Origin of the sequence: Scytonema sp. HK-05, assembly GCF_963872035.1 — a bacterium.
Lineage (GTDB): Bacteria > Cyanobacteriota > Cyanobacteriia > Cyanobacteriales > Nostocaceae > Kalymmatonema.
In genome coordinates, this window is the sequence record NZ_CAWMYC010000095.1 from 106,493 (window position 1) to 122,691 (window position 16,199).

Sequence of the window (16,199 nt, forward strand, 5' to 3'; positions counted from 1 at the left end):
TCATGTCCGGCAAATTACCGATAATTACAGAACCCCACCCCTAACCCCTCCCCGCAAGCGGGGAGGGGAACTTTGGCGTCGCCAAAAGCGGGGTGGGGTTTTCCACGATTTCTCGGTAATTGAGCGGACATTATATCACCAAAATCCTGTTTTTTGCTATTTACTGTTTAGGACATTTAGCAGGAGTAGATCCTAAACCAGGGGTACGTAACGCATTCCCCACGGCTAGAAGCCGGAGGCTTTTCGTAGCCCTGTACGGTAGCGGCTTAGTTCCTGTTCAGGTTCCGAAACACTACTTTCCGAGCCTCCAGGCGTGGTTACGATTCACAGAGGGTGTACTCACCCCCACGCCCCTGAAACACATTGGGTTGCCGTCTGGGGCAAGCAATATGCTTCTACCCATTTACGAGACAACTCGCCGCCTCTTGCCTACTGGATAGCCGTTCCTGTCGGGTCAACAGTGCGTTTCCAATTTTGGCATATACTTATTGTCGCAGATTTTTCGTATTGTGTTCGGTGGATATTGGACGACAATTAAAATTGCCTTCGGGCTTCCGCCCTTCTATTTTTGGTGATGCATTGGAGATGAGAGTGACTTGACCTTTGCCGTTGAACACCCAACCAGTAGCAGGCACAATTGCAGCTACATGACTGTCAGAGGGTGGGGGAGTGGTGATTTGGGAGCGCTGTGCTGTAATGTTAGGAATGCGAGTATCAGACCAAACCACATCAGGGCTGAGGGGTTCGTAAGGGCTGGGGGGTAATCCGCCGCGTCCAGTGATGGTAAAACTATTACCTTGTGAATTAGCAAAGGCAGCACAGCCAGTGTTGACTAGCGCTGAGGTATCAACTAGAAGTGTGGGCAGTTCCGGCAAGATTAAGTTCGGTTCAACATCTGGTCTGTTGATATTCACGCTACCCGCCAAGCCAAAGTCTGAACTGGCATCTATGTCATTGTCATTGTCATTGGTTTCTTCTGTTTGCTTTCGCTCCTCAATTCCGAAGATGCCAGAGGTTGTGATGGTAATGTCGCCACCTCGACCTCGAACGGCACTAGCAATAATGTCATTGTTTTGCCCAGGAACGGCAACCACAGAACCATTTCGAGCATCGATATTGATGTTCCCCCCGTTGGCATTGTTGAAAGCTTGGGCAGAAATCTGACTTCCATTTTGCATCAACAACAGGTTTAAGTTTCGTAGCGTGATATTCGCCGCTTCTTCTCCGGCGTTGGTTCTCGCAGTGATTTTTCCTCCGTCGAGGCGAAGGTCGTTCGCTGTAACAGTCAAATTGCCAGCAGCAGAATCAGGTCCTTCCCCGCTCACACTCACTGTTGCCCCATCTTGGACATTCAAACTCCTGGTTGTAATATTCAAGTCGCCAGCTTTTCCAGAAGCTTCTGGAAAAGCTTGAGCAGACAAAGTGCTGATACCAAGGGGTCCCTCGCCAATGACATTGACAAACTCGTCAGCCTTTACAGTCAACGTTCCGCCTGGACCAGAAGCAAATGAGCCTGACCTGATCTGTCCTCCGTTGCTAATAACTAACTGCCTAACGTTGATGGCGGACTGGGTTTCTCTTTGACCCGAACCTAAATTATCCGCTGATATTTTGGCTCCATTTTCAACACTTAGCAGTCCAGTGTTTATGGTCAAATTTCCGACATTACCCCTAGCTCCTCGTTCAGCAGAAACAAAAATGCCACTGCGATTAGTATCCGTAGGGTTGTCTGTGGCACGTTGATTAGCGCCGCTTAATGTAATCGAATCTGGGGCGTTTATGGTTAAATCCCCTGCATTTCCGCTTGAAAAGGTAGCTGTGGATATCTTTGCTCCGCCCTCGACTCTTAGCCGTTGGGTTTTAATGGTCACATTTCCTGCATCACCTGTATTTTCGATGACTCTCGTTCCGGCTTGAGAAAAAATGCCACTACCTAAACCTGTTGGTCCCGCCCCCACCAGTTCTATATTATCACTTGCTGTTACTTGTATATCCCCGGCTCGACCCGCCCCAGATGTTGAAGCCGATATGCGTGCTCCATCTCGGATTGTCAGTCGTCCAGTTTCAACAGTCAGGTTTCCAGCGTTGCCTGTAACGCGTAATTGGACAAGTCCAAACAAGCCACTGTTAGACCCTGATAGTTCTACAGAATCGCTTGCTCTCACCAGTAAATCCCCAGCTTTACCCGAACCATTACTAGGAGTTCGTATAGATGCACCATCTGTAACTGTTAGCTTCCTAGTTGTGATTGTTAAGTTGCCAGCAGACTCAGTACCTTGAGCCTCAGTCTCTAATCTAGTGTTAAGTCCACTCAAGTTGACAGACTCAGCAGCGTCTACTGTCAGATTTCCTCCTGTGCCTGCACCTGAGTTGAAAGAACGTATTTGGGCACCACTCGTAAGGTTGATGTTCCTGCCGTGTACCTGAATACCGCCGCCCCCCATAAGGCTAGCAGCAACAACCCGAGCGCCATCAGAGAGTTTAATATCCTGGAAGTTCTGCACGCCGGAATATCCCAAAGCATAGCCTTGTGGGCTTTCAGTCAGATTAACGAAACCCGTCCCAACGCTACCTAGCTCAATTCTTCCATCTACTCCTGTTAAATTGCCACCCTTTTCTATGGACACGTTACCGCCTACAAGTGCCAAGGTTTTGCCGGAGGGGACTTGCAGACCAGGATAGCCAAAACTATTGACTACTTGGGATCGATTAACAATCTCTCCAGGATTTGAGCCAAATTGCAGCCCAAGAGGAACACTAATCGTTAACAGAGGGGAAGCTTGAGGATTGGTCGCGCTAAATTCTGTGCCATCGGCAAATCTCAGACTGTTCGCTGTACTCGCTACAAACGAACCCCCAATTTCCAAACGAGCATTTAGTCCAAATACAATTCCATTTGGGTTAATCAAAAACAGGTTAGCCATACCTAGGGTGCGAATCAACCCATCAATATTAGAAACTGACCTACCTGTGACACGACTAATTATGTTCTGAATATCACCAGCATTTTTAAAGAAAGCTTGCCCACCATTAGGGACGGAAAACTCGTTGAAGCTGTGGAACAGGTTGCCCTGCTTTTGAGTTCCGCCAGTGATCTCGAAGGTCTTACCAGAGGGTGTAACGATTGTATTGGTAGGAAGCGTTGTATCTGGAGCGATATTCTGTGTCTGTGCTGATACGGGGTAGGAGGCTAACAGCCAAAACAAGGCACTTCCACTAAAAGTCCAGAATCGGAATGGGCAGAGTTTCAAAAGCTGAATTTTCACCATTCTTAAAACCTATGTTATTTAATGGTTTGAATAAATCCGATAGCTTGGTATAAGCTCGTTGCTATCCCGATTTTCCTGGTAAACATTATGCTTGGGTAGGTCAACACCCACAATCACTTTTTAGCAGGATACTAAGCTGCTGACTGGGGAAATTGCAAGAATTCGCTAATTAACTTTATAAAAATAAAAAATTAGATTTTGTATGGTATTATTAAGAATTATTAAAAAATTGGCGTTGCTAAATTGGAGCATGAAATATGATTGTAGTACGATGTTCAATTTCCAGCAAATCCCTGTAGAGACGTTGCATACAACGTCTCTACATCAATAAGAATTTTGAAAATCATATTTTGATATCAGGTTCGGTTGATTACTTATCATTGCTGAAGAACCCCCTTTCCCCCTATCCCCAAAGGGGACCCCGAGTCCCCCAACCCCAGAGGGGACCCCTAGCCCCCGTAAAGCTAGGCTTCACGTCCCCGGACCGCTTGCGGGGCTACGGTGTACACACAAGCGATTGAATCACTACCAGTCCTCGAATTACCCCACCCTAACCCTCCCCTTGCAAAGGGGAGGGAACAAGATTTTCCAGTTTCCCCCCAATACATCGGGGGGATTAAGGGGGGTAAAACGCGGGTTGAACAAGCCACTCCGACTTGTGTGTACACGGTAGGCTTGCGGGGAGGGGATAAAGGGGAGCCAGCGCTGCACGAGGGTTTCCCGACCTAGGCGACTGGCGTGTGGGGTGCAGTCAACGTGGGAATCATAACTAATTAGCCGAACATGATATGATTCAGCAATGCCAAAATTCTGCCCTCGCTCTCATCCCCCGGTGTAGGAATGGAACCGGGGACTAAAGCGGTAAAAAATAAGCCACACAGGAATGTACGTAAAGTTATAACCTTGCGGGAGGCGAGGTTCTGCCTGTGGACGCGGAGTAAGACCAAATCAAACACGGGAGCCAGTACTGCAGGAGGGTTTCCCGACCTAGGGTTCTGGCGTGTTTGAGGAGGCATCGGCGGATGAAGCGGGAAACCCATTCATACGAATAAGACCGTCGTTGTTGTAGTTGAAATTGGAAGCCCCTTTTTCAGCGAAGCAAAAAGGGGTACTTCACATTCAGATCTTGCACCCAACAAGAGCCAGAGGCTCTAATATCTCGTTACCAGGTTCAACCTGCTAACGAGGGTTTGGAGGCTGAGCCTCCTCACTGTTGCAATTGCAAGATCTCAGTTAAACAGACTTCTTCAAACGCTTGTTCCGCTTCAACAGTGATATGGCACCCAAAGTTCCTAAGCCAAGCAAACTAGCTGTAGCAGTAGGTTCGGGGACTGTGGCAACTCTGAAATTTAAGGCTTGTCTGTTACGATCAGGGTTGCTTGCCAGAAATCTTGCTACATTTCGTGGTCGATCAACACCGGGACGACTTACCACTGCTTGTACCCGACCTGATAGTAAAATCTCATCTAAACCGGATAGCGAATTAATTAGACTCGGATCAGTGGATGGAATGAACAAAGTCAATGTTGTAGGGGTGTTGGGAAACGTAGCATCAAACCTTAACCAGTCATTGTTAAAAGTACCATCAGGCACGATATCTCTGTCAAATCGAATGTTGTCGCCGTCAAAGTCTGGAATTCTGGGTAATACTTCACTAGTACTAGGATCTATCGTAAGTCTAGATGTCGTCAGAGTTCCAGATTCACGAAATAGGTCGAGATTGTCGTCGTTGCTATCAATTCTAAAGTTTTGAATAGCTTCAGGGAACTTTCCTACGTTGAGGTCTGCTGGTTCAGTATCCTGAACAGAGGTATTTAAAACAAACGAAATTTGACGAACATTTGCCTCTAAATTCGGCTCGTCTTCAGCTATAAGGGTCGATGTTGAGTCGAGAGATATCACTGGTTGCGCTTGTTGCGCTTGAGCTTGATCGGTTGCTAGTTGCGCTTGAGCGATCGCCGGAAATAGACAAGTTGCAACCCCGATAACTGCAGCAACGGCTGTAGTCTTTGTTAAGTTTTGTCTCATTTTATTCAAACTCATCGAAGACTTGTTTTCATTGCATCCTTTACCAATAGCTTGGTACAAGCCAGTTGCTGTGACGACTTTCTTGGTAAACATTGTGCCTTTGCAGGTTAGCACCCACATATTAACTTCTCAGGCTGAATACTATGCTGTTGAGTCCAGAAATTACAAGAATTGGCTGATTAACTTTATGAAAATATTATATTTAATATAGTATATTTACTATGTATTCACAATCTATGTATATAAAATTACATTATATGTCTGCAAGCCGAATTCTCAATTAGTCCTCATACCAGGCAGAAACTTCTCATTTCTGGATCATAGCTGAAGCTTGAGGGACTGAAATTTTAACTAACTAAGTCTCTAGATAGATGAATCAATACGCTGTAACCACATTCTAGAAAAAAGACCTTGCACTTTCTGCTTTGCAAGAATGTTTTCCAGCCTACTCCCATTATCGTAAATTTAGAAACTGGATATGCGAAATTTATTTCGTGGCTACTATAAACCTACGGCGGAAGAATTATCTGAAATTTGGAAAAATTGTATTTTTTCTTTTGATACTAATGTTTTATTACACATTTACTGTTATACGCCAGAAACGCGAGCCAGATTTTTTGAAATTCTGACGCGGCTACAAGAAAGAATTTGGATACCTTATCAAGTGGGTTATGAGTACCAAAAGAATCGAGTCTATGTTATAGAAAGGTATGTGAAAGCATATGAAAGAATCGAGAAAACTTTAAATGAAAAACTTCAAGACATAAGAAACGATTTTCAGGAATACAAACGGCATCCATTTATCAATACTCAGGAAATTTTAGAAGATATTGAACAAGTGATAGAAAAAGTGATATCTCAAATTAGCATAGCTCAAGACCATCACCCGAATTATCTTGAATATGACGAACTTCGAGAACAGCTATCTGATTTGTTTGAGGGTAAAGTTGGTCAGCCTTACACTGAAGAAGAACTAGAAAATATTTACTATCAGAAAGCTGAGAAACGATTCCAGTATCACAAGCCACCAGGATACAAAGATGCTAATAAACCTGTTCCCAAAAGCTATGGTGATGTGATTCTTTGGTTTCAATTAATAGATTATGCAAAAGTTCAACAAAGACCGCTCATCTTTGTCACAGATGATAATAAAGAGGATTGGTGGTTAAAGTATAAGGGAGAAACACTGGAACCAAGACCGGATTTAATTCAAGAAATTATATCTGAAGTTGGGAACGATAAATTTCAATTTTATATGTATCATAGCGACCAATTTTTAGATTACGCTGAGAAGTTTCTTGAGTTGCCAGTTCAGCCGCAAGTTGTTCAAGAAGTTAGAGAAATAGTACTTCAGAGAACAGTTAATAAGCGAATAGCAGTTGAGTCAGAGTATCTGCGTAGTGTTGGATATGATGAGTTGAATCAAGTTCTGGAAATTGAGTTTCAAAAGGGAGAAATCTATCAGTATAAAGACGTTCCTGCTACAGTTTACGCAGGGTTAATGAGTGCTCCATCACATGGCAAGTATTTCAATGCCAACATTAAAGATGTTTACCCCTACCATAAGGTAAGTTAGCAATACAATAGATAAGCTATGGGAGTCCTCTTTAAAACAGTGAACAGTGAACAGTGAACAGTGAACAGGCGTATGGTGGGGGATTTAAACCCGCCCTCCGGGTTCGCCACTTGCTCTACTTGGGGAAACCCCAAGACCGCAGTGGCTCACCACCAACGCTTTCGGTGCTCTTGGTGGGGGACTTAAACCTTTCGGATGAAACTGATAACTGATAACTGATAACTGGTAACTGTTAAAATGAACCGCCAGGGACACGGAGGACGCCAAGGAATGAGAGGAGAACGGAAAAAGTGAAACCTTTACGGGTAGTCGTTGTCGGTGGTGGCGCAGCTGGTTTTTTTGGTGCGATCGCCGCAGCGGAAGCCAACCCCCACGCAAAAGTTACAATACTCGAAGCCAGTCGTGAAGTCCTGGCAAAAGTCCGCATTTCTGGCGGAGGACGCTGCAATGTTACTCAAGCTTGTTTTAACCCATCAGAGTTGGTACAAAATTATCCCAGAGGCGGGAAAGCTTTGCTAGGTGCGTTCACTCGCTTTCAAGCTAAAGATACAATAGCCTGGTTTGCTCAGCACGGAGTACCGCTGAAAACCGAAGCTGATGGAAGGATGTTTCCCATCACTGATAATTCCGAAACTATCGTGAACTGTCTGATAAATACAGCTAAAGCAACAGGGGTAGAAATACGTACTGGGATATTTGTTGCTTCAGTGAAAATATTTAGAACTCAGGGTTCTGAACACAGCACTGTGTTTGAAATTCTTCTTAAGTCGGGAGAAACTTTGGAGTGCGATCGCCTACTCGTTGCTACGGGCAGCAATCCTGTAGGGTATAAAATAGCTCAGGCGTTGGGACATACAATTGAACCACCAGTCCCCTCTTTATTTACTTTCAACATTCGTGATGAAAAAGTTTTGAAGTTGGCTGGTGTGAGTGTCAACTCTGTGCGGTTGCGCTTAAGCGTACCAGGAAAGCCCCAACTAGAGCAAACCGGACCATTGCTCATTACCCATTGGGGTTTCAGTGGTCCAGCTGTGCTAAAACTATCTGCTTGGGCTGCGAGAGTGTTGCATTCAAGCAATTATCAAGCAACTTTACAGATTAATTGGCTAGGCGATCTTAAGCCAGAAGAAGTCCGGGAAAAATTGTTAGCAGTCAAAAATGAATGGGCGAAGCGGGCGATCGCATTGCATCGCGGCGTTGACTTACCGCATCGCCTCTGGCAGTATATTATTTTTCGTGCAGGTATCACTCCAGAAGACCGTTGGGCAGAACTATCTAACAAAACACTCAATCAGTTGGTGCAAGAACTTACCCAAGGGCAATACCAAATCAAGGGCAAAGGAGTTTTTAAGGAAGAATTTGTCACCTGTGGCGGTGTTACCCTCAAGGAAGTCAACTTTAAAACAATGGAAAGTAAGTTAGTTCCAGGGCTTCACTTTGCTGGAGAGATTTTGGATATCGATGGTGTCACTGGCGGCTTTAACTTCCAAAGTGCTTGGACAACCGGATATTTAGCAGGGTTAGCAATGGTGCGGCAAGAAAACTTAACTATTTGAGTCCCTTCAATCGCAACGTCATCCCTATAACTGCTTCCCCAACTGCATAAGTTCATTTTTCTGAAAATTATTTAACAATAGAGACAACTGACAAAACCAACACACAACTGAGGATGTGATGACTCAATACGATTATGTGGTCATTGGTGCTGGCTCGGCGGGCTGTGTGGTCGCCAATCGTTTGACGGAAGATGGTGAAACAACTGTGTTGTTGCTCGAAGCTGGTAGTCCTGATACCAAACCAGAGATCCACATTCCTACACACTGGACGCAACTATGGGGCACGGAGGTGGATTGGGCATATTTCACTGAAGAAGAACCGTATCTCAATGGGCGCAAAATTTATTGTCCGCGTGGCAAAGTCCTGGGTGGCAGCAGTTCGATCAACGCCATGATCTATATCCGAGGCAACCGTTACGATTTCAACCACTGGCAGGAATTAGGCAATCCGGGTTGGAGTTACCAAGATGTGTTGCCATACTTTAAAAAATCTGAGAACCAGCAGCGTGGTGCGTCCCAATTCCACGGTGTTGATGGACCATTGAACGTGGCTGATGCAGTTGCTCCTAGTTTAGTATCACAACGCTTTGTGGAAGCAGCCGTAGCAACGGGCTACGATCACAATCCTGACTTCAATGGAGCGATTCAGGATGGCGCGGGAATTTTTCAGCTTACCTTCTTTGAAGGCAGACGGCAAAGTACTGCTGTTGCGTTCCTGCATCCAATTTTACACCGCCCAAATTTGACAACCCAAACAGGAGCGTTAGTCACCCGTTTACTGTTTGAGGGGACACGCACAGTTGGGGTAGAGTATCTGCATAATGGAACGATACATCAATCGTTTGTGAACCAGGAAGTCATTCTTTCTGCTGGCGCGTTCGATTCGCCGAAACTGCTGATGCTGTCCGGAATTGGCAATGCAGAAGATTTGCGTACATTAGGAATTTCCCCTGTCGTTGATTTACCTGGTGTGGGTCAAAATCTTCAAGACCACCTATGTGTTAGTGTCGCCTACCTTGCCACTCAGGACGTGCAACCTGCGCCAACCAGCAACATTGGGGAAGCTGGGTTATTCCTACATACTGAGAATAAATTAGACGCTGCGCCAAATTTACAGTTTCACTTTGGTCCAGTGTTGTGGGTGCGACCTGAGTTTGCTCGCACGGGTTCGGGATTTTCCATTGCGCCATGTCTGGTTCATCCCCAGAGTCGCGGTAGTGTCAGCCTGCGTTCTTCTTCCCCTAAAGATTCGCCGAGAATCCGGATGAACTATCTTCAGAGTGAGGAAGACCTGCAAGTGCTAGTAGAAGGAATTAAAATTTCGCGAACTCTTGCTCATTCAGGAGCGTTTGATGAGTTCTTGGGTGAAGAAGTTGCTCCTGGTGTCAACGTGACAAGCGATGAAGACATCAAAGCTTACATTCGACAAGCCTGTGATACTATTTACCACCCTGTCGGCACCTGCAAGATGGGCACTGACCCAATGGCGGTGGTAGACCCCGAATTGCGGGTACATGGTGTTGAGGGCTTGCGTGTTGTGGATGCGTCGATTATGCCAACTCTCACTACGGGAAATACGAATGCACCCACAATTATGATTGGCGAAAAGGCAGCTGATTTGATTAAAGCCGCAGGTCGTGTTTCATATCAAGGATTGGAGTTAACGAAGCTGTGATGATGTGTCACCTCTTTTCGCTTGATAGCGTGTAATATCATGTTCAGATGAAGACTTATAAAAAAGTACCCCTCTCCAACCCTCCCCATGAATCGGGGAGGGTGCCCGATAGGGCGGGTGGGGTGAATGCGCCATTTATAAGCGATTAAGCGAACTTGATATAAGCTTAACCTCAATAACCATGACGGACATCATTTTCAGACGGGCATCAGCAGGTGATTATCCTGACATTCTCGTTCTGCATAGAAAGAATCTCTTTTCCAACTTATCTGATCAGTCGCGGCAGAATGGCTTTGTATCAATTGATATGGACGATTCTCAGCTTGCAGCAATAAACGAAGACTTGGCAGTCATTGTCGCTGTGCAGGAGAAGTTAGTGGTTGGATATGTTTGCGGAACAACTCAAGAATACTCTGTGCAGTTTCCGTTGCTCAAACATATGATGAGCTTGTATCAGGAAACCTTCTTTCAGGGGCAGCCTTTGAGCAATTATCATTCCTTTTTGTATGGTCCGGTGTGTATTGCGACTGCTTACCGTGGGACTGGTGTCTTACAAGGTTTGTTTCAAGCACTTCTAGCTCAAATAGCAACACGATTCAATGCTGGCGTTGCTTTTGTGGCAAAGGACAATCCGCGCTCATTACGGGCGCATACTCAAAAACTTGGTATGGAGTTGCTCACAGACTTTGAGTTTAACGGCAAATCCTACGTCATGCTTGCATTCACAGTGCCGCCTTTACCACACTCCTAATCAATAGGACTTACGCAAGAACTAGTCGTGAAACTCTTATTTCTTCGTGTCCTTTGCGTCCTTTGCGGTTCGTTTTTTCATAATTTTGCGTAAGTCCTAATCAATTTATTTGAAAGCGCATATGTTTGATTCAAGCCGTAAGTTGTGTTTTACAGCCACGCAAAGTACACGCTTGACTGCCAAAGCTGTTGGAGATGCTTTAATGAAACGAGAGCGAGACTGTCACCAGTCCCACTCAGTTTAATCAATATTTATTGATTATAATTTTTTAACACTCCTGGTTCTTGCTGTATGGGCAAGACATCTAAAATATCAGTTTGAGAACAATATTTCAGGTCTTCATGACAGTTCAGACGCAGTAGACGTTTACCGTGACTGGCAAGATGGAAAAGTCCCAATAGGTTGTCTTGCCATTGGGAGTAAAGAGCGATCGCGTCTATAACTTCATCATTACCAGCCAAGTCGTCGAGTGGGAAGTTGGTTTGCTGGACAACACTGTGGGCGATCGCACCTGCACAAGCTGTATCTTCTAGAGAAAAACTGCCTTCCCAACCTGAACCAACTATCCAAACTGTTTCTGGTTGCTTTTGCAACACATATTGCACTACCGCAGCACGGTTGACAAAAGCAGCAGCTAGTACAGCTTTGGCGTATTGTATTCTTTGTAAAGCACGGGTGCCATTGGTGGTACTAATAAACAACCGCCGTCCTTGCACGAGTTCTTTTGTACAGTCGAGAGGAGAATTCCCCAATTCAAAGCCAGAAACTTTTGCACCGCCGCGTTCTCCAGCTCGCAGGCGTTTTTCAGCAGACCATTTTTCGCTCTCCTCCATGAGTTTATCCAAATCACTGAAGACTTGGACTGCTTCGCCGCCAGCTGCTAAGACTGTCGCCATTGTTGTAGTAGCTCGTAGTACATCGACTGCGATCGCGCAATCTGGCACTTTATCTGTTGGAGTCAATTCCGGAGTGTGGTAAACGAATAGCTTCACGCGCTGGATTCACCTGATTTAATAGTATTTAATACTCACGAGATAACATTTTAACCAGTTAGCGTCACCAACCATAGTGTCTACTGACACTCCGCTTCGCGGCGCATCAGTAGCCAAAGCGCTTCGACGTGAGCGTGTTCGGTGGGTTCAGCTCCAATTGAAACACGTACCATCCAGCGACCTTTGAGTTTTGCAGGTGTTAAGAAAGCCTTGCCAGAACGATTTATCCGCGAAACCCAATCAAGGGTGTGAACGTCCACCTCGTCAGGAGTCATACCAGGTGGGACGTGACGCACGCACACAGTTTGCAAGGGTACGGGCGCGACACGTTCCCAGTTTGGGGTGGAGTCCACCTGCTCACGCAACCACTGTGCGTTCTTGAGGTCGCGGCGCAAGCGATCGCGCAACCCCTCGGCACCAGAAGAACGAATGAGCAGCCACAGCTTCAAGGCGCGAAATCTCCTCCCGAGAGGGATGCCCCAGTCGCGGAAATTCTTCACTTGACCGTCAGCAGGCGTTTGGAGGTAACTGGCGTTCGTAGACATCACACGGATCAGGTGTTCGGGGTCACGCACGTAGTACAGCGAACAGTCGAACGCCGCACCAAGCCACTTGTGGGGGTTCCAGACGAGTGAATCGGCGTACTCGATACCTGTCCACATAGAACGGCATTCCGGTAAAATCATCGCTGCACCAGCGAGGGCGGCGTCTACATGGAGCCATAGATTGTGCGATCGCGCAATCTGAGCTATCTTGTCAAGTGGGTCAAGGGCGGTGGTGGGAGTAGTACCAATCGTGGCGACAACAGCACAAGGGCGCAAGCCGCGCTCAATATCAAAATTGATTGCCCCCTCAAGCGCGATCGCATCCATCGCGTGTTCGTCGTCGGTTTCAATTGCCCGTACGTTCACCCGACCAAACCCTGCAAGCAACGCTGCCTTTTCCACCGAACTGTGAGACTCGCTAGAGGTGTACACAGTCAGGGGAGCTTGTTCTGCTTGCAAACCGCCTTGAGTCTGGGAATAGTTCGTACTCCGCTCTCTGGCGCACAACAGCGCCACCAGGTTTGCAGTAGAAGCAGTATCATGAATCACGCCGACGAAATTTTCGCTTAAGCCAACGAGTTGTCGCAACCAGTCAACGACGACTTCTTCAAGTTCAGTTGCGGCTGGGCTTGTTTGCCAGAGCATCCCCTGTGCGCCCAAACCAGTACTCAAGAGGTCGCCCAAAACTGCGCTAAGGCTGGCATTTGACGGGAAGTACGCAAAAAAGCTCGGATGGTTCCAGTGAGTTATGCCTGGTAAGATAATGCGTTCTAAGTCGTCGATAAAGTTGGCGTCGAGAGATTCACCAACCTCTGGGGGTGTGGCACTGAAGTGGGCGCGGATTGAACCCGGTTCGACTTGAGACATGACAGGAAACTCATCGATTGAGGAGCGATAGTCAGCGATCCAATCGATTAACTGATGACCTATGCGGCGAAATTCTTCAGGCGTCACAGCAATCCTCAACAAAATTGCAAAACTTCCAAATCAATTGTCTACTAGATTAGACATCTGCGAAAAACAATGTAGAGACGTGCCATAGCGAGCCAGCGCTGCACGAGGGTTTCCCGCTCTCACAGCGACTGGCGTCACGTCTTATGGCACGTCTTTAAGTTATTCAATATTTCTTTTATTAACACAGTAATTTTCAATCAACGTGTAATCTGAGAAAAGAACAGACTTGAAAAAGCTGTGTTTGGCGTTCAATCCCTGCACTACCAAACTGAGGCTAGATGACGCATCTGTACAACTCATAACCCCCTATTCTAAATTGATATGGCACCTTTACCTAACTATCGCCCTAAACAACTGTCCGTAGGCCCGTTGGAAGCAGAAATTTTGAATATTATCTGGGAACTGGGTGCGGCTACAGTGAAGGATGTACACGATCGCATTCTCACTGACCCCAACCGCGAACTAGCGTATACATCTGTAACCACCGTGCTGCGTCGCCTTACCGACAAAGGTTGGCTAGCTTGCAACACAAAAGGGCGAGCATACTATTGGCGACCATTGGTGACAAAGCAACAAGCAGACGTCATCAGAGCACACGAACAGTTGCAGCGATTTCTGGCGGTGGGTAATCCCGATGTGATCGCTGCTTTTGCAGATAGTCTCGATGAAACTGCTTCCGAGCAAATACAAGCGATCGCCAAACGCATTCAAGCCGCACGCCAAGCCAGGGAGGAAAAATAATGCATCTCATCATGATTGTGGCTGCTTTCTTCATTGCTTGCTGGACAAGATGCCAATGGAGACGACCCCAAGGCTCTTGGAGTCAGCGATGGCAAACAACGCTCTTTTTATTTCTCTTTCCCCCGTTGCTCATTTTCATGACGGCGATCGCCCTTATATGCATGGGACCCCAAGGTAAAATGAGCGGGTTGCACACAGGTTGGTTTAGCTATGTACTAGCATTAAGCTCTCTTGCTTTTTTTGCCGTTTTGTGCATAAAACTGGCATGGGGAGGATGGCAGTCTGTGAAATCTACCCGCAACTGTCCCTTGGTTAATCTTACAGGGAAACAAGCCCGGCTTTTGGACACAAAGGCGCTGTTTGCGGGTCAAATCGGTTTTTGGCAACCCGAACTCGTCCTTAGCCAGGGACTGCTGCAAACTCTTTCACCAGAACAATTGGAAACTGTCTTAGCCCACGAACAAGGGCATTACCATTACCGAGACACATTCTGGTTTTTCTGGTTGGGTTGGGTGCGTTCCTGCACTGCTTGGTTGCCAAATACAGAAGCTTTGTGGCAAGAATTGTTAATCTTGCGCGAACTACGAGCCGATGCACACGCAGCTTCACAAGTAGATCCCCTGCTGCTTGCAGAATCTCTTTTGTTGGTAGTCAGCAGTTCACCTGTATCCTCAGAAATTTTTTGTGCAGCTTTGGGTTCCAGTGGCGTAGAGCGTTTAGAACAGAGGATAGAAGCATTGTTAGCACAGCCAGAACCAATTCCAGAAGTTCAATTACAGTCTTGGAATGGTTTTCTCTTGGCGTTCCTGCCTCTGGTGACTGTCATGTTTCACACTTAATTCATTACCGGCATCTGTCTAGAGACATAGCTATATGGTAGGGTGCGTGACTTAGTTAACGCACCCTATTTTAACAGTTACCAGTTATCAGTTATCAGTTATCAGTTATCAGTTTCATCCTTTGCATGTTTAAGTCCCCCACCAATTGGACCAGAGAGCGTTGGTGGTGAGCCACTGCGGTCTTGGGGTTTCCCCAAGTAGAGCAAGTGGCGTTCGTCGAAGACGTGCCGAAGGCATACCCGGAGGGCGGGTTTAAATCCCCCACCATAGCAGGCGTCACTGCGTAGGTAGCTGTTCACTGTTTTAAAGATTTCGTGCCTTAGCGATCGCCAATACACCGTAGGTAGTTCTGCAAACAAAGTCCAGTTAATGAAAATTCCTCTGAAACAATACTGGAATTTACTCGTTGAGTATCTCAAACCACAACTGAGTCGCATCGTCTGGCTTGCCATCACCCTCTTGGGCAGCATTGGCTTGCAAATTCTCAATCCACAAATTCTGCGCTACTTTATTGATACAGCTGTTGGCGGTGGTTCCCAGCAAGGCTTATTCACCGCTGCCCTTCTGTTTACCAGTGTGGCATTGGTGACTCAAGCCCTAGGGGTTGCCGCTACATACTTCGGCGAAAATGTCGCTTGGACAGCGACAAATGCACTGCGGGCTGACTTGGCTGAACACTGTCTCAAGCTAGACCTATCGTTTCACAAATCGCGCACGCCTGGAGAGTTGGTTGAGCGAGTAGACGGCGATGTGAACGCCCTCTCCCAGTTTTTTTCCCACTTTACAATCAGGGTGTTGGGCAATGTCATTCTGCTATCAGGTGTGCTGGTGGTTCACCGGTCGCATCGGCTCTGGCAAGACAACGCTGCTGCGCGTACTGCTGGGGTTGTTGCCAAAGCAAACCGGAGCAATTTACTGGAATGGTAAACTCGTCGATGACCCCGCCAACTTCTTCGTTCCTCCCCGTAGCGCTTATACTCCTCAAATCCCGCAACTTTTTAGCTATTCACTTCAGGACAATCTTCTGCTCGGTCTGGATACGCGTAAGATTGACTTAGCAAAAGCGATCGAACTGGCAGTGTTTGAACGCGATGTCGCAGATATGCCTGAGGGGCTATTGACATTACTCGGACCCAAAGGGGTGCGACTCTCGGGTGGGCAATTGCAACGGGCGGCGGCGGCTCGCATGTTTGTGCGTCAACCAGAATTGCTAATTTTTGACCGGAAAACGAGACGCAAGCCCCTGGCTTTAGACATGGGGATAAGTCGCCAG

The 16,199-nt window shown here is 46.7% G+C and carries 15 protein-coding genes; 10 read left to right on the forward strand and 5 right to left on the reverse strand.

Translation table 11 applies throughout. The annotated features are described in order from the left end of the window. Nucleotides 1-119: 119 nt before the first annotated feature. Nucleotides 120-440 carry a hypothetical protein gene (locus tag AACT52_RS14860; protein ID WP_143172790.1) on the forward strand — a complete coding sequence of 107 codons (321 nt, stop codon included), beginning with the start codon at nt 120-122 and terminating at the stop codon, nt 438-440. A 45-nt stretch (nt 441-485) separates the two neighbouring features. On the opposite strand, the gene AACT52_RS14865 is transcribed toward AACT52_RS14860, so the two are convergent. Then, nucleotides 486-3,269: a two-partner secretion domain-containing protein gene (locus AACT52_RS14865; RefSeq protein WP_073631749.1), complete on the reverse strand. Its 2,784-nt coding sequence runs from the start codon at nt 3,267-3,269 to the stop codon at nt 486-488. A 1,233-nt stretch (nt 3,270-4,502) separates the two neighbouring features. After that, nucleotides 4,503-5,390, reverse strand: a complete 888-nt coding sequence (locus AACT52_RS14870; protein WP_073631753.1) for a PEP-CTERM sorting domain-containing protein — start codon at nt 5,388-5,390, stop codon at nt 4,503-4,505. Between the two features lie 385 nt (nt 5,391-5,775). Here AACT52_RS14870 and AACT52_RS14875 point away from each other — a divergent pair, with 385 nt between their 5' ends. From AACT52_RS14875 to AACT52_RS14895, 5 genes are all read left to right on the forward strand, one after another. Beyond that, the gene (locus AACT52_RS14875) at nt 5,776-6,873 is read left to right on the forward strand and encodes a PIN-like domain-containing protein (RefSeq protein WP_073631755.1); all 1,098 of its coding nucleotides are present in this window, start codon (nt 5,776-5,778) and stop codon (nt 6,871-6,873) included. A gap of 53 nt (nt 6,874-6,926) precedes the next feature. Beyond that, complete coding sequence (locus tag AACT52_RS14880) at nt 6,927-7,085, forward strand: hypothetical protein (RefSeq protein WP_158054643.1); 159 nt, start codon at nt 6,927-6,929, stop codon at nt 7,083-7,085. A 78-nt stretch (nt 7,086-7,163) separates the two neighbouring features. Then, entirely contained in the window at nt 7,164-8,429 is a 1,266-nt protein-coding gene (locus tag AACT52_RS14885; protein ID WP_073631757.1) for an NAD(P)/FAD-dependent oxidoreductase, read from the forward strand. 118 nt (nt 8,430-8,547) lie between these two features. Next, complete coding sequence (locus AACT52_RS14890) at nt 8,548-10,104, forward strand: GMC family oxidoreductase (protein ID WP_073631759.1); 1,557 nt, start codon at nt 8,548-8,550, stop codon at nt 10,102-10,104. A gap of 181 nt (nt 10,105-10,285) precedes the next feature. Then, the gene (locus AACT52_RS14895) at nt 10,286-10,855 is read left to right on the forward strand and encodes a GNAT family N-acetyltransferase (protein ID WP_073631761.1); all 570 of its coding nucleotides are present in this window, start codon (nt 10,286-10,288) and stop codon (nt 10,853-10,855) included. A gap of 251 nt (nt 10,856-11,106) precedes the next feature. Here the strand turns inward: AACT52_RS14895 and AACT52_RS14900 are convergent, their stop codons facing one another. Further along, complete coding sequence (locus AACT52_RS14900; RefSeq protein ID WP_073631764.1) at nt 11,107-11,847, reverse strand: 2-phosphosulfolactate phosphatase family protein; 741 nt, start codon at nt 11,845-11,847, stop codon at nt 11,107-11,109. 80 nt (nt 11,848-11,927) lie between these two features. After that, nucleotides 11,928-13,346, reverse strand: coding sequence for a pyridoxal phosphate-dependent decarboxylase family protein (locus AACT52_RS14905; RefSeq protein WP_073631767.1), 1,419 nt, complete (start codon nt 13,344-13,346; stop codon nt 11,928-11,930). A 321-nt stretch (nt 13,347-13,667) separates the two neighbouring features. Between AACT52_RS14905 and AACT52_RS14910 the strand changes: the two genes are divergently transcribed. Together AACT52_RS14910 and AACT52_RS14915 are read left to right on the forward strand one after the other, a co-directional pair. Then, a complete protein-coding gene (locus AACT52_RS14910) occupies nt 13,668-14,087 on the forward strand; it encodes a BlaI/MecI/CopY family transcriptional regulator (protein ID WP_073631769.1) in 420 nt (139 codons plus the stop codon). Beyond that, on the forward strand, nt 14,087-14,926 hold the full coding sequence (locus AACT52_RS14915) for a M56 family metallopeptidase (protein WP_073631770.1): 840 nt from the start codon (nt 14,087-14,089) through the stop codon (nt 14,924-14,926). The genes AACT52_RS14910 and AACT52_RS14915 overlap by 1 nt, the downstream gene beginning before the upstream one ends. Before the next feature lie 101 nt (nt 14,927-15,027). Here AACT52_RS14915 and AACT52_RS14920 read toward each other — a convergent pair whose 3' ends face one another. Beyond that, the gene (locus tag AACT52_RS14920) at nt 15,028-15,285 is read right to left on the reverse strand and encodes a hypothetical protein (protein ID WP_143172792.1); all 258 of its coding nucleotides are present in this window, start codon (nt 15,283-15,285) and stop codon (nt 15,028-15,030) included. A gap of 10 nt (nt 15,286-15,295) precedes the next feature. Here AACT52_RS14920 and AACT52_RS14925 point away from each other — a divergent pair, with 10 nt between their 5' ends. Both AACT52_RS14925 and AACT52_RS14930 read left to right on the forward strand, forming a co-directional pair. Next, the gene (locus AACT52_RS14925) at nt 15,296-15,853 is read left to right on the forward strand and encodes an ABC transporter transmembrane domain-containing protein (protein ID WP_096549447.1); all 558 of its coding nucleotides are present in this window, start codon (nt 15,296-15,298) and stop codon (nt 15,851-15,853) included. Then, nucleotides 15,747-16,199, forward strand: a 453-nt coding sequence (locus tag AACT52_RS14930; RefSeq protein WP_337251592.1) for an ABC transporter ATP-binding protein, incomplete at its 3' end; no start/stop codon positions are given. The genes AACT52_RS14925 and AACT52_RS14930, both read left to right, overlap by 107 nt.

What these genes read in the sequence shown, in the direction of transcription:
- AACT52_RS14865 (WP_073631749.1), bottom strand. Translation starts at nt 3,269, where the DNA reads ATGGTGAAAATTCAGCTTTTGAAACTCTGCCCATTCCGATTCTGGACT.
- AACT52_RS14870 (WP_073631753.1), bottom strand. Translation starts at nt 5,390, where the DNA reads ATGTTTACCAAGAAAGTCGTCACAGCAACTGGCTTGTACCAAGCTATT.
- AACT52_RS14875 (WP_073631755.1), top strand. Translation starts at nt 5,776, where the DNA reads ATGCGAAATTTATTTCGTGGCTACTATAAACCTACGGCGGAAGAATTA.
- AACT52_RS14890 (WP_073631759.1), top strand. Translation starts at nt 8,548, where the DNA reads ATGACTCAATACGATTATGTGGTCATTGGTGCTGGCTCGGCGGGCTGT.
- AACT52_RS14895 (WP_073631761.1), top strand. Translation starts at nt 10,286, where the DNA reads ATGACGGACATCATTTTCAGACGGGCATCAGCAGGTGATTATCCTGAC.
- AACT52_RS14910 (WP_073631769.1), top strand. Translation starts at nt 13,668, where the DNA reads ATGGCACCTTTACCTAACTATCGCCCTAAACAACTGTCCGTAGGCCCG.
- AACT52_RS14915 (WP_073631770.1), top strand. Translation starts at nt 14,087, where the DNA reads ATGCATCTCATCATGATTGTGGCTGCTTTCTTCATTGCTTGCTGGACA.
- AACT52_RS14925 (WP_096549447.1), top strand. Translation starts at nt 15,296, where the DNA reads ATGAAAATTCCTCTGAAACAATACTGGAATTTACTCGTTGAGTATCTC.